The organism is Thiomicrorhabdus sp. (genome assembly GCF_041583835.1).
Taxonomy (GTDB): Bacteria; Pseudomonadota; Gammaproteobacteria; order Thiomicrospirales; family Thiomicrospiraceae; genus Thiomicrorhabdus.
The window spans coordinates 70,183-92,385 of the sequence record NZ_JBFHFC010000007.1; the positions used below are offsets into that span (position 1 = coordinate 70,183).

At 45.1% G+C, this 22,203-nt stretch carries 18 protein-coding genes; 8 read left to right on the forward strand and 10 right to left on the reverse strand.

The window, feature by feature from the left end:
* The first annotated feature begins 70 nt into the window (after window positions 1-70).
* Window positions 71-901 (forward strand): sulfur oxidation c-type cytochrome SoxA, encoded by an 831-nt coding sequence (gene soxA / locus ABY044_RS05655; protein WP_373019049.1) that lies wholly within the window; start codon window positions 71-73, stop codon window positions 899-901.
* A gap of 178 nt (window positions 902-1,079) precedes the next feature.
* Here soxA and ABY044_RS05660 read toward each other — a convergent pair whose 3' ends face one another.
* Window positions 1,080-1,481 (reverse strand): TerB family tellurite resistance protein, encoded by a 402-nt coding sequence (locus ABY044_RS05660; protein WP_373019051.1) that lies wholly within the window; start codon window positions 1,479-1,481, stop codon window positions 1,080-1,082.
* A 23-nt stretch (window positions 1,482-1,504) separates the two neighbouring features.
* On the reverse strand, window positions 1,505-3,361 hold the full coding sequence (gene ilvD, locus ABY044_RS05665; protein ID WP_373019052.1) for a dihydroxy-acid dehydratase: 1,857 nt from the start codon (window positions 3,359-3,361) through the stop codon (window positions 1,505-1,507).
* Window positions 3,362-3,586: 225 nt separating this feature from the next.
* Between ilvD and argA the strand changes: the two genes are divergently transcribed.
* Together argA and rnt are read left to right on the forward strand one after the other, a co-directional pair.
* Window positions 3,587-4,876, forward strand: coding sequence for an amino-acid N-acetyltransferase (gene argA, locus ABY044_RS05670; protein WP_373019054.1), 1,290 nt, complete (start codon window positions 3,587-3,589; stop codon window positions 4,874-4,876).
* Window positions 4,877-4,926: 50 nt separating this feature from the next.
* Window positions 4,927-5,550 (forward strand): ribonuclease T, encoded by a 624-nt coding sequence (rnt, locus tag ABY044_RS05675; RefSeq protein WP_373019056.1) that lies wholly within the window; start codon window positions 4,927-4,929, stop codon window positions 5,548-5,550.
* A 174-nt stretch (window positions 5,551-5,724) separates the two neighbouring features.
* On the opposite strand, the gene grxD is transcribed toward rnt, so the two are convergent.
* Window positions 5,725-6,072, reverse strand: a complete 348-nt coding sequence (gene grxD, locus ABY044_RS05680; protein WP_373019058.1) for a Grx4 family monothiol glutaredoxin — start codon at window positions 6,070-6,072, stop codon at window positions 5,725-5,727.
* A gap of 102 nt (window positions 6,073-6,174) precedes the next feature.
* Window positions 6,175-7,995 (reverse strand): N-acetylglutaminylglutamine amidotransferase, encoded by a 1,821-nt coding sequence (locus ABY044_RS05685; protein ID WP_373019060.1) that lies wholly within the window; start codon window positions 7,993-7,995, stop codon window positions 6,175-6,177.
* A gap of 238 nt (window positions 7,996-8,233) precedes the next feature.
* On the opposite strand from ABY044_RS05685, the gene ABY044_RS05690 reads away from it, so the two are divergent.
* From ABY044_RS05690 to coaE, 3 genes are read left to right on the forward strand one after another with little or no spacing between them, the layout of a single operon-like run.
* Window positions 8,234-9,106: an alpha/beta hydrolase gene (locus ABY044_RS05690; protein WP_373019062.1), complete on the forward strand. Its 873-nt coding sequence runs from the start codon at window positions 8,234-8,236 to the stop codon at window positions 9,104-9,106.
* A gap of 16 nt (window positions 9,107-9,122) precedes the next feature.
* Window positions 9,123-11,363 (forward strand): putative bifunctional diguanylate cyclase/phosphodiesterase, encoded by a 2,241-nt coding sequence (locus ABY044_RS05695; RefSeq protein ID WP_373019064.1) that lies wholly within the window; start codon window positions 9,123-9,125, stop codon window positions 11,361-11,363.
* 9 nt (window positions 11,364-11,372) lie between these two features.
* The gene (gene coaE / locus ABY044_RS05700; protein ID WP_373019066.1) at window positions 11,373-12,002 is read left to right on the forward strand and encodes a dephospho-CoA kinase; all 630 of its coding nucleotides are present in this window, start codon (window positions 11,373-11,375) and stop codon (window positions 12,000-12,002) included.
* A 6-nt stretch (window positions 12,003-12,008) separates the two neighbouring features.
* Here coaE and ABY044_RS05705 read toward each other — a convergent pair whose 3' ends face one another.
* On the reverse strand, window positions 12,009-12,965 hold the full coding sequence (locus ABY044_RS05705) for a Nudix family hydrolase (RefSeq protein WP_373019068.1): 957 nt from the start codon (window positions 12,963-12,965) through the stop codon (window positions 12,009-12,011).
* A gap of 131 nt (window positions 12,966-13,096) precedes the next feature.
* Between ABY044_RS05705 and hisC the strand changes: the two genes are divergently transcribed.
* The gene (hisC, locus tag ABY044_RS05710; protein WP_373019070.1) at window positions 13,097-14,167 is read left to right on the forward strand and encodes a histidinol-phosphate transaminase; all 1,071 of its coding nucleotides are present in this window, start codon (window positions 13,097-13,099) and stop codon (window positions 14,165-14,167) included.
* Between the two features lie 119 nt (window positions 14,168-14,286).
* On the opposite strand, the gene argJ is transcribed toward hisC, so the two are convergent.
* A complete protein-coding gene (gene argJ, locus ABY044_RS05715; protein WP_373019072.1) occupies window positions 14,287-15,495 on the reverse strand; it encodes a bifunctional glutamate N-acetyltransferase/amino-acid acetyltransferase ArgJ in 1,209 nt (402 codons plus the stop codon).
* A gap of 124 nt (window positions 15,496-15,619) precedes the next feature.
* Window positions 15,620-18,361, reverse strand: coding sequence for a preprotein translocase subunit SecA (gene secA, locus ABY044_RS05720; protein WP_373019074.1), 2,742 nt, complete (start codon window positions 18,359-18,361; stop codon window positions 15,620-15,622).
* Between the two features lie 147 nt (window positions 18,362-18,508).
* On the opposite strand from secA, the gene ABY044_RS05725 reads away from it, so the two are divergent.
* The gene (locus ABY044_RS05725) at window positions 18,509-18,940 is read left to right on the forward strand and encodes a DciA family protein (protein ID WP_373019076.1); all 432 of its coding nucleotides are present in this window, start codon (window positions 18,509-18,511) and stop codon (window positions 18,938-18,940) included.
* A 91-nt stretch (window positions 18,941-19,031) separates the two neighbouring features.
* Here ABY044_RS05725 and lpxC read toward each other — a convergent pair whose 3' ends face one another.
* The 3 genes from lpxC to ABY044_RS05740 all read right to left on the reverse strand — a co-directional run bounded on the left by lpxC (window position 19,032) and on the right by ABY044_RS05740 (window position 22,190).
* Entirely contained in the window at window positions 19,032-19,952 is a 921-nt protein-coding gene (lpxC, locus tag ABY044_RS05730; RefSeq protein WP_373019078.1) for a UDP-3-O-acyl-N-acetylglucosamine deacetylase, read from the reverse strand.
* A 222-nt stretch (window positions 19,953-20,174) separates the two neighbouring features.
* Window positions 20,175-21,422, reverse strand: coding sequence for a cell division protein FtsA (ftsA, locus tag ABY044_RS05735; RefSeq protein WP_373019080.1), 1,248 nt, complete (start codon window positions 21,420-21,422; stop codon window positions 20,175-20,177).
* A 42-nt stretch (window positions 21,423-21,464) separates the two neighbouring features.
* A complete protein-coding gene (locus ABY044_RS05740; RefSeq protein ID WP_373019082.1) occupies window positions 21,465-22,190 on the reverse strand; it encodes a cell division protein FtsQ/DivIB in 726 nt (241 codons plus the stop codon).
* Window positions 22,191-22,203: the final 13 nt, after the last annotated feature.

Below are 22,203 nucleotides of genomic sequence, written 5' to 3' on the forward strand. Positions count from 1 at the left end.
TTATAGGTAGGTACACCCCCATAATAATAATAGAAATAGAATAACAGAGCTCTCGGACGGAGGATTGGGAATGAAAAAAACTCTACTAATCGCCTTAACACTAGGTGTTTCAGTAGGTGCCACCTCAGCAATGGCATCGAATGTGGACCCTGAAACTGATCGTCAACAAATGATTGATTATTTCAAAGCTAAAAGTCCTAATATTAAAATCGAAGATTATGCTAATGGTGCATACATCTATTCAGCAGATAAATACGCTCAATGGGAAGCGGCTGAAGAATTCCCTCCTTATTTAGACGCGGTTGATGCAGGTGAAGCTGCATGGAACAAGGACAAAGCGGTATTTGAAAAATGCTTTGGTTCAGATGTTTCAAAAATTCGACCAAAATACCCTTACTTTGATGAAGCAACCCAACAGGTTGTTACACTTGAAGGCGCAATCAACAAGTGTCGTACTGATGCTGGTTTAAAGCCTTACAAGTGGAAAAAAGGCACATTGGCTGACGTAAGCGGTTACCTAGCTTACAACGCTCGTGGACAGAAAATTGATGTTAAAATCGACAGTGAAGGTGCTAAAAAAGCGTTTAACGCAGGACGTGAAATTTATATCACTCCACGCGGACAATTAAACCTTTCTTGTGCGAAGTGTCACACCTACAATGCAGGACGTCTTGCACGTTCGAACATTTTATCTCCAAACGTAGGTCACACTACACACTTCCCTGTGTTCCGTGCTAAATGGCAGAACCTAGGAACGCTTCACCGTCGTTATGATGGTTGTATGAAAAACATGCGTGCAACTCCATTCAAAACTCAAGGTGAAGAATTCCGTAACCTAGAGTTCTTTGAAGCCTATATGTCAAACGGTCTTGAAATCAATGGACCTGGTTACCGAGAATAAGGTAATTGACAATAAAAAAACCCGGACCTATCCGGGTTTTTTTATATCTATCATTTTTGCTTCCATCCAAAGTTCACATTAATACCATTGAACGCATGGAGTAAAGACGTAAAAAAACCAGCATCAAGCTGGTTTTAATTAAGACACGTAACATGCTCTCTTCTGCATCAATTGAAAATCAAGATAACTCAAGCATCTGCTCGCCTTCATAGATCCAATCAAACCCTTGACGTACCCACTTCTCGATTCTCATCAGTAACTCAGGATCATTCAATCCCATCTTTTGTGCAATAAGAAAAACCTTATCTTGCTCTTCCTCACCAAAGTGACCGTCTTTGTAGGAAATCTTGATAATTTCCTGAAGAGTGATAATACGTGCCTGCTTACTATTTAAAAGCTTAATTGACTCACCAATATCAATGTCGGCTTTATCCAAGTCGTATTCAATACCATACGCTTCGCTAAAGTCTTTTAAATATTGAACCTCTTCATCAGAGACATCATTATCAGCGGCGGCGATATGGGCCGTTAAATCAAAAACAACTTGGCGCTGCTCCTGTGTCAATCTATCTGCAAACATGTTTCCAACTCCTAATAATGAAATTATCTATGCTCAATTTGTTCTACATTACGCACTGCACCAAACGCAGCGCTCGTTGTCATAGCCGCATAAGCTCTCAGTGCGGCACTAACCTTACGCGTTCTTTTTTCGACCGGCTTCCACGCTTCATGACCTTTCGCAATCATTGCCTGTCTTCTTTCCGCCAGTTCTTCATCAGTCAAACGAACGTTAATTCTACGTTCCGGAATATCGATTTCAATGATATCGCCATTTTCGACCAGACCAATATTCCCGCCTTCTGCCGCCTCTGGAGATACATGCCCTATCGACAAACCGGAAGTCCCACCTGAAAAACGACCGTCCGTTAATAACGCACACTCTTTTCCAAGTCCTTTAGATTTTAGGTAACTTGTCGGATATAGCATTTCCTGCATACCCGGACCGCCTTTTGGCCCCTCATATCGAATTAGGACTACTTCACCCGCCTTAACTTCATCACCCAAAATACCAGCGACTGCTGCATCCTGACTTTCATAAATACGGGCTTTCCCGGTAAATTTAAAGATCTCTTCGTCGACACCGGCCGTTTTGACGACACAACCATCCAGAGCGATATTTCCGTAAAGTACTGCTAAACCACCGTCTTTGGTATAAGCATGCTCGACACTACGGATACAACCGTTCTTTTCGTCACTATCCAGTGTTTTCCAACGTTTATCCTGACTGAACGCAACAGTCGTGCGTACATTTCCTGGAGCGGCTTTAAAAAACTTTTCAACTGCCGGGTCATCGGTACGACGAATATCCCATAATTCCAGCGCGGCCCCCATAGTGGAGGCGTGAACCGTGGATACATCTGTATGCAACAAGCCCCCTCTCTCAAGTTCACCAAGAATTCGCATAATACCGCCGGCACGATGCACATCTTCCATATGATAAATCTTTGAGTTAGGCGCCACTTTTGACAAACACGGAACACGACGTGAAATATGATCAATATCCGCCATAGTAAATTTAACTTCCGCTTCTCGAGCAATCGCTAATAAATGCAGAATAGTATTAGTGGATCCACCCATTGCCACATCCAAAGACATGGCGTTTTCAAATGCCTTATAATTCGCAATTGATCGTGGCAACACAGATTCGTCATCTTGTTCATAATATTGCTTGGTGATTTCAACAATACGACGACCGGCTTCCTCAAATAGGTGCCTACGATCTGCATGCGTTGCCAAAGTCGTCCCGTTACCTGGTAACGCAATCCCTAGCGCTTCCGCAAGACAGTTCATTGAATTAGCGGTAAACATCCCGGAACATGATCCACATGTCGGACAGGCCGAACGTTCAACTTCATCGACATCTGAATCGGAACAATGATCGTCTGCTGCCATAACCATCGCATCAACCAGATCAAGTTTGATTCCCTCTCCCCCCAACACGGTTTTGCCCGACTCCATCGGTCCACCGGTAACGAAAATAGTAGGGATATTCAATCTCATCGCAGCCATCATCATGCCCGGAGTGATCTTGTCACAGTTTGAAATACACACCAATGCATCGGCACAGTGGGCGTTACACATGTATTCGACCGAATCTGCAATCAAATCACGCGAAGGAAGCGAGTACAACATGCCGTCATGACCCATAGCGATACCGTCATCCACGGCAATAGTATTAAACTCCTTGGCAACGCCACCATTCTCTTCAATCACTCTTGCAACCAACTGCCCCATATCTTTCAAATGCACATGCCCGGGAACAAACTGGGTAAACGAGTTTGCGACCGCAATAATCGGTTTGCCAAAATCCTGGCTCTCCATCCCCGTCGCACGCCATAAAGCACGTGCACCGGCCATATTTCTACCATGTGTGCTGGTTCTTGAACGATATTGAGGCATCTAAAACTCCTTGAGGCTTAGCAATGATTCAACAATCATTGACTGGCTGTTATACTTATCTATATTATTGAGTTATTTTCTCACATCTATCGCGTAGATATGACAAAATCCCATCGGTTTTTTATTAAAAATCGGATCACGATAACAAAACGGATACACGACTGGAATTAAGCGATAGATTCGCAAAACCAGATGACTATTCCATTGATTTTTAACGGCGAACGAATGCATCAGTCAGAATTGGATTTTATAAACTCTTTACGTCAGTCTTCGCGTTACATTGAACAGCATCGCGGCAAGACTTGTGTAATTTATCTACCTGGTGAATTGTTACTTTCAGAATCGAGCCGCAAACAACTCTCACAAGATGTCGGATTGCTGCATAACTTGGGGTTGAAAATCGTTTTGGTCATGGGGGCAACGCCACAAATTGATGAAGCATATAAGGCCGCCGGGATCGAATGGCAAAGCCATCATCAATTTCGTATTACCACGCCAGCCATGCTACCTATTTTTCAACAAACCATCGGTACCGTTAGAAGTGAACTGGAAGCAAGTTTTAGCCAAGCAAACCGCTTACAACCAAACCCACTAACCATCACTTCCGGAAACTGGGTCATTGCCCAACCTAAAGGGGTCGTTGACGGAATCGATTACCAGCACACGGGCAATTTACGCAAGATCAATCATCAAGCCATTTCAGCCAACCTGGAGGCCGGGCAAATCGCTCTACTGACGCCTCTAGCCTATTCCTTGACAGGTGAGGTATTCAACCTCAATACCTTGGAACAGGCATGCGAAGTAGCATCGGCAATCAAAGCCGACAAGCTAATGATCTTTACCACCGAAGCTGAAATCGTCAACCTTCCAAAGCAATTGAGCATTCCCGAACTGGATGCCGCCCTCCTGACGCCAAATAATCAAGAACAAGAGCGCTTGTTGACCCAAATCCGAAAAACAAGCCAGAACGTCAAACGTGTGCATTTAATGGATAAACACGATCCTAGTGCTATCCTAATAGAACTCTTCACTCATGACGGCATGGGAACTTTAATTTTCAGTGATCGTTATCACCAGGTTCGACCTGCCCACATTGAAGATGTCGGTGGTGTTCTAGACTTAATCGCGCCACTGGAACAAAAGGGTATTTTGGTAAAACGTTCCCGTGAATTGTTAGAACTGGAAATCGACAACTTTATGGTACTCGAACGTGACCGGCTCATCATCGGTTGCGCCGCACTATACGAACACGAAAATGGCTTTGCTGAACTAGCTTGCCTAGCGGTTCACTCTCATTATCAAGGGCAGGAGTTGGGCAGCGAATTATTGAATGCAATTGAAGCTAAAGCGAAAAAATTGTCTGTAAATTCACTATTCCTACTCACTACCCACACACAACACTGGTTTATCGAACACGGTTTTGTGACCGGCAGCATCGAAGATCTTCCAGAAAAAAAACAAACGCTGTACAATTTTCAGCGTAACTCCAAGGTATTAATTAAACATATAAATTAAAACCGTTTTTAACCCATTTAAACGTCGACTATTGTCGGCTAAAGAATCCAATGTCACGAGTTACCCGTATAAAAGATCGCTTCCGAGGTTTCCTCCCGGTTGTGGTTGACGTAGAAACCGCCGGCTTCAATGCCGATACCGACGCCTTGATCGAAATGGCCGTCGTCACTCTAAAGATGAATTCCAACGGACTGCTGGAACGCGATGCAACCTATGCAAAAAACATCCTTCCTTTCAAAGGCGCCAATCTGGATGCAAGCGCATTGAAATTCATCGGTGTGGAAGATCCTTTTCACCCTTTTCGAGCTGCGATAGCAGAAAAAGATGCGCTCCAAGCACTCTTTAAGCCTATTAACCAACAAATCAAAGAGACCGGTTGCAGCCGGGCGATTTTAGTTGGCCATAACGCATTTTTTGATTTAGGCTTCGTAAAAAAGGCCGCCGAACGTACAAATATTAAGTCGCCGTTTCATGAATTCAGCACCTTTGATACGGTTTCTCTTGCCGGTTTGGCTTACGGTCAAACCGTTCTAGCCAAAGCGGCCGAAAGAGCCGGAATGGAGTGGGATAATAGTAAAGCGCATTCCGCCGCTTACGATACCGAAAAGACCGCCGATCTGTTTTGTCAAATCGTCAACCAATGGCCAATATACGAAATGGATTATGACGATTAACGTCTCATAGGGTGTGGTCGGCACAGAATACAAAATCACTTTTTACATAAATCTGTGAATTTGAAATGTATAAAAAAGCCCCGGTTGAATTGATTTCAACCGGGGCTTTTTTAACGCTAATTCAGTTTTATTCATCAAGACAGTCAAGCAACTATCTCAATCAATTCAACCTTATTACTCGGCTTTGCTGTTTGCTTCCGCCATCATCTTCTTAAGTTCACCAGATTCCGCCAACTCAAGCGTAATATCGCATCCGCCCTGCAATTCACCGTTGATATACAGCTGCGGGAACGTCGGCCAGTCTTGGTATTTTGGTAAATGTTCAAAAATTGCCGCGTCCGCCAAGATATTTACAAAAGCGAACTTCTCACCCGTTTCAACCAACGCCTGTGCCGCACGGCTTGAAAAACCGCATGACGGCATTTGTGGCGTTCCTTTCATATATAGAACCACCGGGTTATTGGTTACTTGTTGGTGAATTCTTTCTAATGTCTCTTTTTCAAGTGAATCTTGTGTGGACATATACTGACTTCCTTATAAATACTTAAATTTTAATGTCGGAGTATTTTACTCGGTTATAGCCGAAAAATACACCCGACGAATTACAGGGGTATCTCGCTAAAATTAAATCGTCTTATCAACGTGCTTTTGCAGCCAAAATTCAAGCAAAGCCGCATGCCACAGTTTACTCCCCTGAATTGCCGTAAAACTTTCGGGCGCCTCGGGATTATCCAATAAACGCTGTAAAGCCGCCCCATTGAAAATGCCTCTTGCTTGCGCTTGCGGCGAGGTTAGAATTTTTTTCATAAACTCAAAAAATTCTCCGCGAACATACTTCAAGGCAGGCATTGGAAAAGCGACTTTAGGGCGGTCTATCACCTCATCCGGCACCAAGCCTCTGGCAATTTGTTTCAAGATGAACTTTCCGTCGTCAATCAACTTCAGTTCGGATGGCGCCGACATTGTCAGCTCTACCAGCTTGTGATCCAAGAACGGAACGCGCGCTTCCAAACCCCAAGCCATTGTCATGTTATCCACACGTTTCACAGGGTCGTCGACCACCAAAGTTGTAACATCCAACCGCAAGACTTGATCCAAAAATGTATCCGCACCCGGCTCGGTTAAGCGATGGCCGATGTAATCCGAAGTCACGTCCTCAACATGATATCGAGGATTAATAACCTCCAGCCATTCCTGATGAGAACGATCAAAATAATACGGTCTGAAAGCATTCAAGGCCGAATCGTAATCTTTCAAATCAATCCCGTCTGCCGCTTGTGCCATTTTCGAATACCAGAAATATCCACCGAACACTTCATCTGCCCCCTGCCCGGACATGACCACCTTAACATCTTGAGCGACTTGCTCGGACAACAGATAAAAGGCAACCGCGTCCTGACCGACCATCGGTTCTGCCATTGCCTCTACCGCCTCATGCAGCCTCGGCAATACCTCGTCATTTGAAATCAAATAACGCTTATGATCGGTATTAAATCGTTCGACGACTTTATCCGAATACTCGAATTCACTCCCCTTCTCTTCAGGGGCGTCCTCGAAACCGATCGAGAACGTCTTGATATTTTCTACTCCGGCCTCATGCAACAAGCCAACAATCAAACTCGAATCCAGACCTCCGGAAAGCAATACACCCACCGGAACGTCCGCAGCCGTTAAACGTTTATGAACGGCTTCTTTCAACGAAGTATGAATAGCATCCACCCAATCCTGCTGCGTTTTCGGTGCGGCTTCATCCGTCGCTTCCGGGCGTTTTGCTTCCAGGAACCAATAACGTTTCTTGTAGATTTGACCATCGGGATTCACAATCATCCAGTGCCCCGGCTCCAATTTCCGCACCCCTTTCAGAATGGTATGAGGTGCGGGAATCACTGCATGCAAAGTCAATTGATGATGCAAACCAACCGGATCAATAGACGTGTCAACATCGTTAGCGGTTAATAACGCTTGCGGCGTAGATGCAAAACGCACCCCGCCTTTGACTGGCGAATAATACAGCGGCTTGATTCCCATTCGGTCTCTGGCCAGCAACAACTGATGCGTATCATCATCCCAAATTGCAAACGCAAACATACCTTCAAAGCGGTTAACGCACTCCATTCCCCATTGACGGTAAGCCTTCAGAATGACTTCCGTGTCGGAATGAGAGGCAAACTCATGGCCCAACTCTTCCAGCTCGGCTTTTAAAGTTTGGTAATTATAGATACAGCCGTTAAACACGAGGCTCAATGATTGATCTCGCATTGGCTGATGACCGCCAGCGGTTAAATCAATAATGGAAAGGCGTCTGTGACCTAAGCCCACATGATCCTGAACCCAGCTTCCACCGTCATCCGGTCCGCGTTTCTCCAATGCAGCCAACATCGGCTTCAGTCGAGTTTCGCTTGCTAATTGTCCATCCCAATAAATTTCGCCACAAATTCCGCACATTTTATTTAGCCAATCGAATTTAAAGATTCTGTTATTGTATCAATTCAAACGCATGAAGTAATGACTCAAACCAAGTCTGCCAAAACTTTCCCGATTTATGCACGCGTCAATTATGTTTAACTTATGGGCCCACTAATAATTTAGGGGATTAACAACAACCCCTCATTGTTTACCGGAAAACGAACTTTTGATAATCTAACTTATAATTCAAAATACCGCTGTCTTATGGAGATAATTCATGCACAAAAACCTTACAGCGATATGCTTGGGAATCGGATTGTTACTGAGTCATTCCATCAGTTTTGCAGACACGGTCACGCATCTAATCACCCCCCTGAATCTCAACGCCGAAGCAGACTATCAACTTGGACAAAAAGACAAACCGGCCATACTGATTTTGCATGGCTTTTTGACAACCAACCAATTCCACACGATCAGAAGCACCGTTCAGGCCTTTCACGATGCCGGCTACAGCACTCTAGCGCCAACCTTAACGCTTAACATCAATCAAAGAAAACAGTCGGTAAAATGCAACTCGGTTCATACCCACACACTTGAGAATGATGTGACGGAGATTACGGAATGGATCAACTGGCTTGAACAGCAAGGACACAAGCAAATCGTTTTAGTGGGTCATTCAAGCGGCAGCTTGGAGTTAATTGCCCAACTGGCACAAAATCATGACCCAAAAATCAAGTTGGCGATCTTTACCAGCCTGTTTTATTTAAGCGGACCCGAGCTTGGTATTTCGCAAGCAGATTTTGACTATGCGACGGAAGCGTTAAAAAACCATAACAATCAACCGCACAAATACAGTTTTTTATTCTGTAAAAATAATTACTACGCAACCGCGGATAGTTTCCTTTCCTACCAAACGCTGAACCGCCAAAATGTTTTAAACTACCTTAAAGCACTTACGATTCCAAACTATACCATTATGGGCAGCGCCGATAAGCGTTATAAAAGCGTCGGACTCAACTGGCTCGACGAGCTGAAAGAAAGCGGAACCAATTTAATTGTGATCGAAGGCGCCAATCACTTCTTTTCGAGTGAATATGAATTTGACTTGCAAGACCGACTAATCGAAATTACCAACCATTACTTTAATTAATCCGGCAGGCTACTTAGTGAACACCCCCTCTAAATTCATACGACCTATTCGCTTTTATTTTGCTTTATTTACCGGCACCGGATTAATTTTACTCGCCACTATGTTTTGGTCTTTCTACTCAGAAGGCAATCGATTACAACAGACCGTCAACCAACAAGCCTACGAAGAAGCCAAAAAAGAGTTGGTTATTGCCATTAACAACACTCTGATAAGCACTCAAAACCAACTACAAAAACTCGCCGAATGGGATGAGGTTCATCAACAATATCACGATCCAAGCTATTACTTTTTTTGGCATGACGAACGTCTTAAAGAAAGCCAGTACTTCCGTTCTTACTATGATGAATTAGAGCTCTTTACCAAAGATGGGAAGCTACTTATGCCGGCGTCCCCCAAACCCAAGATCGAAGGACCGCATCATCGTTTACCGGGCACTATCACGTCCAAAGAACCTAAAGTCGTTCTGAGAGACAACCAAGAAGCCCACCTGAATGTGTACGCCCCCGTTTATAAGCGTGACAGCGATGAAATTCTGGGCTATGTCGGCGTTTCCCTTGATATTTTTCCCGCCATACTGATGCATAATCAATTTTTCTATCTGGACAAAACTTCGTTAAAATTTTTCGGTAATAACGACATCCCGCCTAGTCAACTGATCAACCACATCAAATTTTCTCCGGTGTCCAACCCGGTTAATAACTACCTATGGGATTTGATGAAAAGATTCATTATTGAATTGATTTTGACTCTATTTGTCATTGGTCTAATTCTTCCAATCGTTTTTAAAGAATTCATCCAAACTCCACTCACACAACTATCGGAGTATCTACAAAGATTGCGTGCCACGCCCCATAAAAAGCAAAAGCCGCCTAAAAAAACTTTCTTCATAAAAGAATTTGAAGAGTTAAAAAATACGATTTACCAATACCACCACAACCTGCAAAAAACCCAATTGGAATTGGACGAACAAAACTTAATTGTCTGGGAACAGGCGCGCCGTGACCCTCTCACCAATATCTATAACCGTCGAGCATTCGACGAGGCATGGAACGAGGTCATCATCAACTTTCAGAATGAACCCATTCCGACCGCTTTTATGTTGTTCGACTGCGACTTCTTCAAGGCTCTAAACGACACCTATGGACATGAGGTCGGCGATGAAGTCATCCGAGCCTCTGCAACGACTATTCAACAAACGCTTCCCATGGAAAGCCCGGCCTATCGCATTGGCGGTGATGAATTTGCCGTTATCATCCAACATCGTACCCTGGAAGAAATCCAGGATATCGCCCAACATTGCTTGAATGCACTGAGCCAATACCCGTATCACACACTCGGCATCAAGGAAAAGCTGCCTTTCAGCGTCGGAATCAGTAGCATTGCGTCAACCCTCAGCGACAACTTAACAGCCTTGCCGAGACAAGCTGATATCGCAATGTATAAAGCCAAACAATCTCACCACAGCAAAATTCAAGTTTACAATCATGTACTTGAAAACGAATCCAGCGCCTTAGTTTCAAATCAAATCCTAAACCGTGTCGTCAACAGCATACACACAGGGAAAAACATTCAGATGCATTTCCAACCGATTGTTGCTTCCGACATGTCTGACTGTTATTACGAGGCACTGATTCGGATTAACAACAATCAAGAATTGATCTACCCCGACAAAATTTTTGCCGTCGTCGAACGTCGACGTTTGGAGGTTGAACTTGACCGCCAAGTCATTTTTACAACACTGTTCTTATTGGAACAGCGAAAAATTCCGAAAGGTACCGGCGTCTCGATTAATATTTCGGGTAAAACCCTATTACAGCCTGATCTTATCGAACTGTTCGCACCTTTCATAACCTGGCTGCACGACTATAAAATCGTCATCGAAGTCACTGAGAACTTCCTGATCGACCATATCGAATACGCGCAAAAAGTTTTGAATCAATTAAGACATCAAGGTTTTTTAATCGCATTAGACGATTTCGGTAGCGGCTACTCTTCAATTCGTTACCTGGCGCACATGCCCGTTGATATTATTAAGTTCGATATGTCGTTAATCAAAGCGTTAAAATCAGACGAGAAAACTCGCAAAATCATACTGGCTACTGCTGAAATGATCAGAGGGGTCGGTTTTGAACTGGTTATGGAAGGAATTGAAGATGAAGAGATGCTTGAACAGGCAAAATCTGCAGGTGCCACATACGTTCAGGGTTACCTATTCGGCAAACCCAAGGCTGAATTTTCAAAACCTTGCAACAACTAAGAAAATCAGATGAACCGTAATAAAATCCCTGTAATCGGGTTAACCGGAGGAATTGGATCGGGCAAAAGCCTAGTGTGTAAATTCCTTGCGCAACACGGCATTCCCATTGTAGACACAGACCAAATCGCACGCGACGTTGTCGCACCGACAACGCCGGGGCTAAACACGGTCATTGAAGCATTCGGAAAGGATTACCTAACGGAGTCGGGAGAGCTGAACCGCCAAAAGCTGCGCGAACTCATTTTCCAACAACCCGATAAAAAACAACTTTTAGAGTCGATATTACACCCTCTGATCCGCACGGAGATGCTTGCAAGAATCCACCATTATCAATCGGCGGAATCTCAAGAAAAACAACCGCCTATCATCGTTGTGGCCATCCCACTATTAACCGAACAGTTAAAAGGCAAACACAAACCCGAATACCTTGATGAAATTTGGGTGGTCGACTGTTCCGAAGAGACCCAACTCGAAAGAGCCTCGGCAAGAGACGGTCAAAGCCGCCAACAAATTCAAGCCATCATGCAACAACAATCTACCCGGGAACAGCGTCTAAAATGGGCAGATCGAATCATTCATAACGACACTACTCAGAAACAGCTTGAGCAACAAATCCAACAAATTCTATCTGAGTTTTAGTTCATCTCAGGAATCGGGCCACAGCCCTTTGGTCAACACCACACCCTGAGCGCCGTTTGCGGTTGCCTCTTCCACATCCTCGAGTTTCATCCCACCCAAAGCATACACAGGAATCGCCACTTCATCGATCATTTCAGCCATCCTCTGCCAGCCTATCGGCTCAATATCCGGATGAGCGGAAGTATATTTAATCGGCGATAGCTGCAAGATATCGGCTTCGATTTCCATCGCCGATTCCATGTCGGACAAACTGTGCGTCGAGACGGAGAGTAATTTGTTCTCGGCGATCGGACGCTTCCGGTAATACTTAGCCTGACTCGAAGAGAGCTGAATTCCATCCGCTTCAGGCAACGACTTCAACACTTCCGGATCGGCATTAAGCAATAACTTGGCATCATACTCATGGGCTAACAAGATCAACTTTTTAGCCAATTCAACAAACGCCTTTTCAGCCAATCCTTTGAATTTGAACTGCGCCAGGCGCACGCCGTTTTTAAGTGCCGATTCAAATCGTTTCAGACAATCGTCATCATCTTCAAAGCCGCCAATTGTCAGAAAAGTCGTCGGTAATTTCAACGCCAACAAAATCCCTTTATTCGCATCAGGGAAAGACCTATTATGCAATTGGTTCATCGGACACCACTCGACTAACTGACCTTCATTGCCGTGCGGTTCACCACTAAAATCTCCGGTCGTATACACATGCAAACGAACCGATACCGCTTCATAATGCCAAGGAACCACCATCAATTTACGCCATTGCCCGGTTTCTACGCCCAACTCTTCCTGGAATTCTCTTTGCAACGCTTGTTCAGCCGACTCGCCGGCTTCCATCTTCCCACCGGGGAATTCCCACAAGTCGGCCAAATGTTGATGCTTTTGCCTTAAGCTCAAACACACTTCACCGTCACGCTGCAAAATTCCGATTGCAACATCAATCCAAGGCTTCGATTGCGTACTCATTCCCGTTAAATTCCCTTTCCATAGTCTGAACGGATCCGTTCAGTTTCTTTTTTGCATTATTTTAGCGTTTCTAAAAATAGGCTTAAGGTAAAATAAGCGCTTATTGCTTTAATTAAATGGATGAAGTCCTTATGAGTCAATTCTGGAGCCCGATTGTTCACACCCTAACCCCTTATGTACCCGGTGAACAACCTAAGGTCATGAACCTTATTAAATTGAATACCAACGAAAATCCTTACCCTCCATCACCGAAGGTATTGGAAGCGATTCGTTCGGCAACCAATGAAGGCTTACGACTGTATCCGGATCCGAATTCTGACTTATTAAAGCAAACCATCGCCCGTTATCATCAGCTTGACCCGCAACAGGTTTTTGTCGGCAACGGTTCGGACGAAGTGTTAGCTCACGCTTTCCAAGCGCTGTTAAAACACCAGAAACCGTTGTTATTTCCGGACATCACTTATAGCTTCTATCCGGTATATTGCGGTTTATACGAAATCGAATTCGAAAAAGTTCCTTTAACGGATGAATTTCAAATCGATGTGGACGATTACCGGCAACCGTGCGGCGGCATAATCTTCCCGAACCCGAATGCGCCGACAGGTTGTTTGCTGGGACTGGAGGCAATCGAAAAATTGCTAAAGTCACAACCCGATGTCGTCGTGGTCGTAGATGAAGCCTATATCGATTTCGGTGGAGACAGTGCAGCGGCATTGATCAATCAATACCCTAACCTGCTTGTCATTCAGACACTCTCTAAATCACGCTCCCTGGCAGGAATCCGTGTAGGCTTTGCGATGGGACAGGCTCACCTTATCGAAGCCTTGGAACGCGTTAAAAACAGCTTTAACTCCTATCCGCTGGATCGCTTGGCAATTCCGGCCGCAGCGGCGGCATTCGAGGACGAAGACTATTTCCAAGAGGCGCGTCAAAAAATCATTCGCACCCGCGAAACCTTAACGGCGGCCATGGAAGACCTAGGTTTCAAAGTGTTGCCGTCAGCCGCAAACTTCATCTTTGCCAGCCATCCTAGTATCGATGCCGAAGAAATTGCACAAAAACTAAGGGATGAAGCGATTATTGTTCGCTTCTTCAAACAACCTAAAATTGATCAATTCCTGAGAATCACGATCGGTACAGATCAGGAAAACGATCGTTTGTGCGAAGTACTGACTCAAATCGTCAATACATACTCAAACTAAAAATTGGCGGCGACCGTCAATACAAATTGAGCATAAAAAAAGCCTTAACAAAACGGTTAAGGCTTTTTCTTTTGTGCGGCATGTTATTTAGCTGAACGAGAAGTTATCTCTATTGCTTTTTAACTACGATACTCGGCATTGATTTTGACATAATCGTAAGAGAAGTCGGTTGTCCATACGGTTTCAGCCGCTTCGCCGCGATGCAATCTAATCAGGATCGTAATATCCGTTTCATTCATCACTGCCTGGCCGGCTTCTTCCGTATAGGATTGTGCACGCCCGCCTTTTTCAACGATACACACATCCCCTAGATAAATCTCAATCGCATTGATATCCAACGCTTCAAGACCTGCACGACCGACTGCAGCCAAAATACGACCCCAGTTAGGGTCGGATGCAAATAAAGCCGTTTTGACCAAAGGAGACAAGGCAACCGCATGCGCAACCTGCAAACACTCTTTCTCGTCTTTACCGCCTTCGACTTGAACGCTGACAAACTTGGTTGCCCCTTCGCCGTCACGCACAATCATCTGCGCTAATTCAGTCATGGCTTCTTTAACCGCTTCGGCAAACTGATGATATTCAGGGGATTCGACAGAATCGATGATCGGCATATCCGCCTGCTGGGTCGCCGTCAAAGTACACGCATCGTTTGTCGAAGTATCGCCATCAACGGTAATACGGTTAAACGAAACCCTTACCGCATCCGATAAACACTTCTGCAAACAAGCTTGTGTGATTTTGGCATCCGTCGCAACAAAGCCCAACATCGTCGCCATATTCGGATGAATCATCCCCGATCCCTTTGAGATACCTGTCAAAGTAACGGAATGGCCGCCAATATCGATCTGTCGACTAATCATTTTCGGCACGGTATCGGTCGTCATGATCCCTGCGCAGGCATCTTCCCAACCGGTGATCGCCAAATTGGCACAAGCCTGCGCAATCCCTAAATGCATCTTTTCCATTGGAAGGTTTTCACCAATCACCCCGGTTGAAAAAGGCAAAACTTGCTCGCGACTGCAACCTAACTCATCGGCAACCCACTGGCAACTCTCCAAAGCGTCATGCAAGCCCTGTTCACCGGTTCCGGCATTGGCATTCCCGCTGTTAATCAACAGCGCCTTCGGCGTCACACGTTGCAAATGCTGTTTAGCCACGGTAACCGGTGCGGCACAAAAAGCATTCAGCGTAAAAGTCGCAGCCGTTACCGACTCGGGCGCCAACTCGATCACCACCAAGTCGGTTTTGCCGTTTTTCTTAATCTTAGCTTGCGTGGCTCCTAAATAAAAACCCGCTACCGGATGAATTACGAGTTGTTCTGACATCTGTTTATCCTCATCAAAATCTATCAGTCTATTTGTAAGCGAATCATATCGCGAATGTTCAATTGCTCAAAACAAAAAAGCCCACCAAGTGGCGGGCTTTTAAATAAAACAGCTGCTTTACCGATTACACCAGCTTACCGCAACACTGTTTATATTTTTTTCCCGATCCGCATGGGCAGGGATCGTTACGCCCGACCTTAGGCATTTCTCGTCGGAAAGTTTGATCTTCGTTTTCTGTCTCATCCACCATACCGGCGCTCACTTCTTGTGCGACGGCATCCGCAATGCCTGCAGCAGCAGGATGTGAAGCTTCAAGCTGGGTAGGACGTTCTGCAACTTGCTGATCTTCAAAATCCTGCACGTCCTGCGAACCTTCAATTTGTACCAAAGACAAGACCTTAACGGTTTCCAACATTACTTCATTCAAGAAACGACGGAACAGATCACCCGACTCTCTGCGATACTCTTGGAAAGGATCTTTTTGAGCGTAACCGCGCAAATGAATTCCTCGACGCAGATAATCCATTTCAGCCAAATGTTCGCGCCACTGTTTATCGATGGTACGCAACAACACTTCTTTTTCGAAGTGATGACGCGTCTGAGGGTCGACCACCTGCATTTTTGTCTGATACAGCGAAGTGATTTCCTCAACCAGTTTCTCGCGTAACTTCTCTTCGTAAAGCTCTTTGTCCGCATCCAGCCATGACTGAATCGGCAACTGTGCGCCCAACTCTTCATGCAAGGCCTTCTCCAAACCTGCGACATCCCACTGCTCTTCCAAAGAACCTCTCGGAATATACATATCGGTAATGTCATTAATCACCTCTTCACGCAAAGAATCAATGGTTTCGGTGACATCGTCGGATTCCATCAATTCATTACGCTGAGCGTAAACCACTTTACGCTGTTCGTTGGAAATATCGTCAAACTTCAACAGGTTAGCACGTTCATCCTGATGCATGCGTTCAACCTGCTTCTGAGCACGTTCAATGGATTTGGTCACCATCTTATGCTCAATCGCCTCGTCGGACTTCATCCCCAAACGCTTCATCATCGCTTTCACTTTGTCGGATGCGAAACGTCTCATCAAATCATCATCCAGAGAAAGATAGAAGCGAGTCACCCCGACATCCCCTTGACGACCCGAACGACCACGCAACTGGTTATCGATTCGACGCGATTCGTGACGTTCCGAACCAATCACTTTCAAACCGCCGACGCTCAAGATGAAATTATGACGTTCTTGCCAGTCAGCCTTCACTTTTTCAATCTGCTCAGGCGTTGGATTTTCCAAAGACTGCAACTCTAACTCCAAGTTACCACCTAACACGATATCGGTACCGCGACCCGCCATGTTGGTCGCGATGGTCACCGCTCCAGGCATACCGGCCATAGCGATAATAGAGGCTTCTCTTTCATGCTGCTTAGCATTCAAAACACTGTGTTCGATCCCTTCTTTCTGTAACAGTCGAGACAACAGCTCCGACATCTCGATCGAAGCCGTTCCCACTAGAACCGGCTGCTGGGTTTTCTGTGTTTCACGAATATCCTCAACGATCGCCGAGAATTTGCCTTCCATATCCAAGAAAACCAAATCGGAAAGATCCTGACGTTGCGGTGTCTTATTTGGCGGAACGACAACGACTTCCAAACTATAAGTCGATAAGAATTCTCCGGCTTCCGTATCCGCTGTTCCCGTCATCCCCGACAGGGTTTCATATTGACGGAAATAGTTTTGGAATGTAATCGAAGCAAACGTCTGGCTTTCCTGCTGAATTTTAACGTTTTCTTTCGCTTCAACCGCCTGATGCAAACCGTCTCCCCATCGACGTCCTTCCATCTTACGACCGGTAAATTCATCGATGATTACGACCTGACCGTCTTCGACAATGTAATCGCGGTCGTTTTCAAATAACAAGTTCGCTCTTAAAGCGGCATTAACGTGAATCATCAGGCCGATATTAGTCGCATCGTAAAGACTCTCGCCTTCTTCAATCAAACCGACCTCAGCCAACATTTGCTCGACTTTTTCATGCCCCTGATCGGTTAGATAGATCTGTTTGGCCTTCTCGTCAATGGTGAAATCACCGCTCGAAGTTTTGGTTTCCTGATTCTCTTCACCTAACTCAAGCCTTTCAATTAACGGATTGATTTTACGGTAGATTTCGGACTTATCTTCGGACGGACCGGAAATAATCAATGGCGTTCTTGCCTCATCGATCAGGATCGAATCCACCTCATCCACCACGGCAAAATATTGCCCGCGCATAACCTTCTCGGCGGAGAAAATCGCCATATTGTCACGTAGATAATCGAAACCGAATTCGTTGTTGGTTCCATAAGTGATATCCATGGCATAAGCCATCTGTTTTTCCTGTTGCGTCTGCCCGCTAAAGATCACGCCGGTCGACAAACCAAGAAACTCAAATAACTGCCCCATCCACTCGGCATCACGTTTTGCCAAATAATCGTTCACCGTGATGACATGCACACCTTTACCGACCAACGCTCTCAAATAGACAGGTAAGGTTGCGACCAGCGTTTTACCTTCACCCGTACGCATTTCAGGAATTTTCCCTTCATGCAAAGCCATACCACCAATCAACTGTACATCGTAATGACGCATGCCAAACACACGTTTCCCGGCCTCACGAACGACCGCAAACGCTTCGGGTAAAATGTCATCAAGGCTTTTTCCTTCTGCAATCGCCGCTTTGAACTCTTCGGTTTTGAGCTTAATCTGCTCGTCGCTCAATTGAGAGAAAGACTCTTCCAATGCATTAATGACTAGAACTTTCTTTTGATAGCGTTTCAGGATGCGGTCGTTACGACTACCAAATATTTTTTTGAAGATATTTATGGCCATGTTGGTATGGTTTCCGATTTAAACTTTATGCTTAATTGTATTCTCTGGCCGAGACGGAAGAAAACCGATTCTCTTCAAATTCTCTAGCCAAAATTTAGAATGCTGTAAAATGCCAAATATTCTATCACATCTGTTTGTTATAACATTATGAAACCCTTATTAAATAAACAAAGCGGCGCCTTAGAAAACTTAATCCAAGAAGCCCAGCTGTTTCAAGCCCTGCTGGAAGTCGGACAAGACTGCTTGCCAGAAGAGTTAAAGCCCCATTTGATCGGTGTGAGTTTCGAACAAAACACGCTTATTTTGCAGATCGACGATAACATTTGGTCCACCCAATTACGTTTCTACGAACCTAATTTAATGGGAATCTACCAATCCCATTTCCCGCACTTGGGACTCAACAAAACCAAAATACAGGTGATCCCTATCAGCGCTCCGCCTCCTGTACGCAGAAAAGTATCAACGACCCCTTCGTATGAAGACGCGCAAGAAATGAGGGAAATTGGAAACAAGGTAAAGTCGGAAGGGCTCAAAGCCGCACTTGATCGCTTAAGCAAGAGAGCGGTCGAGTCAGACTAGAACCAACCGAAAAAGAAATACAGTGTTGTAGATCAACTGTACAACCGGCAAACGGACGCTCGACCGGCCATACAAGTTGATTTCAATGAAATTAAACTAGAATCTTACTGCTGCCGTACTCAATCGGCGCCACACTGTTTTCAAAGGTGACGATTTCGTACGCATCCGGCGTGGATTTTAACGCCCTTAACAATTGGTTATTCAACGCATGTCCGGACTTGTGAGCAATAAACTCGCCAAGGATAGGATGACCGATCATATATAAATCACCTACAGCATCAAGAATTTTATGACGAACGAATTCGTCTTTGTTTCTCAATCCCTCAACGTTCATAACCCCTTGATCGTCCAATCCGATGGCATTCTCTAGGCTTGCGCCTAAAGCGAGGTTTTTCTGACGCAACATTTCCATGTCTTTCATGAAACCGAAAGTACGAGCACGGCTTACTTCCTTAAAATAGGATGTCGAGGAAAATTCCAGCGTCATCTTCTCGGCAGTACTGTGAAATGCAGGATGATCGAAATCGATCGAAAACTTTAAACGGAACCCGCTATAAGGTTGGAATTCTGCCCAGCCGCCTTTGTCATTCTCGACGCGAATCGGATGCAATATACGAATGAATTTCTTCGGTTCCTGCTGATTCTTGATACCGGCGGCTTGCAACAAAAAGATGAAATGTGACGAGCTGCCGTCCATGATCGGAACTTCGTCGGATGTAATATCAATATAGACGTTATCAATTCCGACACCGGCCAACGCCGACATCAAATGCTCTATTGTCGCAATTTTTACGCGTCCGTTCGGTTGGTCGCTGACAATGGTCGTACACAACATTGTCTCGCCTACGATTTCGGGACTGACTTGAAATTCGATTACCGGATCGAAATCCACTCGACGGAATACGATACCTGTATTAACAGGAGCAGGCCTTAAAGTCATAATCGACTCATGCCCGGTGTGTAGCCCAATGCCTTTGGCTTTGATTGGGTTAGCAAGGGTTCTTTGATTCACTTACAGCTCGTTTATACTATTTTGTCAACGACAGCATTGATTGGAATTAAGCATCTTTTTAAAAAAAGATAACATTTAAAATTATGAAAATTTTAACACAACTGTCATTCAAAGCTCGGTGAAAATTTCCACCGGATTCGTCTTCTCTTTATGCAAACTAACGCATTTAAGAATTCGATCCGACTTATCTCGTATTACTACGAACAAAAAACACTTTATGTTTTAGAAGCTTTTCTTAAACCAATTTTTCATACGGTTGAAAACGTCTTCGGTACCAATTCTCGATTTTGAAGAGGTATCTTCAAATGCCAAATCGCCGACATGCTCTTTTGCATACATCAGCAAGCCAACCGTCGTTGCATAAGAAGGGCTGTTCACCTCATCCGTAAGACCGGTCACACCTTGTGGGTAACCCAATCGTACCGGCATGTGGAAAACTTCTTCCGCCAATTCGACCGCACCTTCAACCAAGGCACTTCCGCCGGTAAGAACGACACCGGCTGCCAACATATCCTCAAATCCGGATCTGCGCAACTCCGCCTGAATCAACTGAAACAACTCTTCATAACGAGGTTCGATAACTTCGACCAGCGTTCTGCGAGACAAACAGCGCGACGGACGATCGCCAACGCTAGCAACCTCAATCTCTTCATCCTGGTCGATCAATTGAGGCAAAGCACACGCATATTTACGCTTGATATTTTCCGCTGCCTGAGTCGGCGTTCTCAAAGCAACCGCGATGTCGTTCGTGACTTGATCGCCGGCAACGGAAATCACCGCCGTATGGCGAATGGCACCGTTATGGAAAATCGCAATATCGGTGGTTCCACCACCGATATCGACCAGACAAACCCCTAATTCTTTCTCGTCTTCGGAAAGAACCGACTCGCTGGACGCCAACTGTTCCAAAATAATATCCGCCACGCCCAAATTACAGCGTTCCACACACTTAATAATGTTTTGCGCGGCACTGACCGAGGCCGTCACCATGTGTACTTTTGCTTCCAAACGCACGCCCGACATACCAACCGGCTCGCGAATACCGCCCTGGTTATCAATCATATATTCTTGGGAAAGGATATGTAGAACTCGCTGATCGCCTGGAATGGCAATCGTCTGTGCGGCATCCATGACACGCTCGATATCGTCCGGCTGAACATCTTGATTACGAATCGCGACCATACCGTTGGAGTTAAAACTTTTAATATGACTACCGGCAATACCGACGTACACCGATTCTGCAGTATAACCGGACATGCGTTCAGCTTCGTCGATCGCTCTTTGGATAGATTCGACGGTGGCGTCGATATTCACCACCACGCCCTTCTTCAGACCTCTAGAAGGATAAGTTCCCATGCCAACAACTTCAATTTCACCATCCGGTTTAATCTTACCTATAATGGCAGCTATTTTTGAAGTACCAATATCCAAACCCACGACTGTGTTTGAAGCTTGTTGTTTACGAGCCATGTTCTACTTTACCTTTTCCCATTAAACTATTTTTGTATTTGCTTATGACGAAGTAAGCGCTTCTTTTAGCTTGATTGCAAAACCATTACTATAGCGTAAATCATAAACTTGTGCTGATTTTCTAAACCCATCCTTCAACTGCGGATAAGCGGCGACAAAACGCTTCAATTTATGTTGTTCATCGTGGCGATCCAAAATAAGCGTCGGCCCGTCCATGATTTGAATATTCCACACGCCATCCACGGATTCCTGCAAACGTGAAATGGACCAATTCAATCCTTGTAAAGCCGATTGTAATTCGGCCAATTTCAAGAGCAACTGCTTAGAGTCCTCAAGTTTACCGTCCAAACGCACAAAACGTTCGTAGCCATCCAATCGATTAGGGAAAAACACTTCTCCCTTATGATTCACCAATCCGGTTTCACCCCAACGTGCGACCGGCGACTGTTCCTCAATTGATATTCTCAGCTGATTAGGCCAGCTGCGTTTGACGACCGCCTGATTGACCCAATCCAAGTGCATCAAGTCAGCCTGAATCTTATTGAGTTCAACCCCCCAGAACGACTTACCCAGATAAGGCTGCAACACTTTTTCCACTTCTTGGCGACTGAGCTGTTTCAAATCGGTGGTAATCTGAAACTCTTGAATCGGTCGATCACTGGTCACTTCCTGGTGAAACAGAAACCAGATACCTGCCCCGATCACAACGATTAACGCTAATCCCAACCAAATCGACTTACGACTTTTCATCTCGATCAATTCACTCAAGCCCCGTCACTAA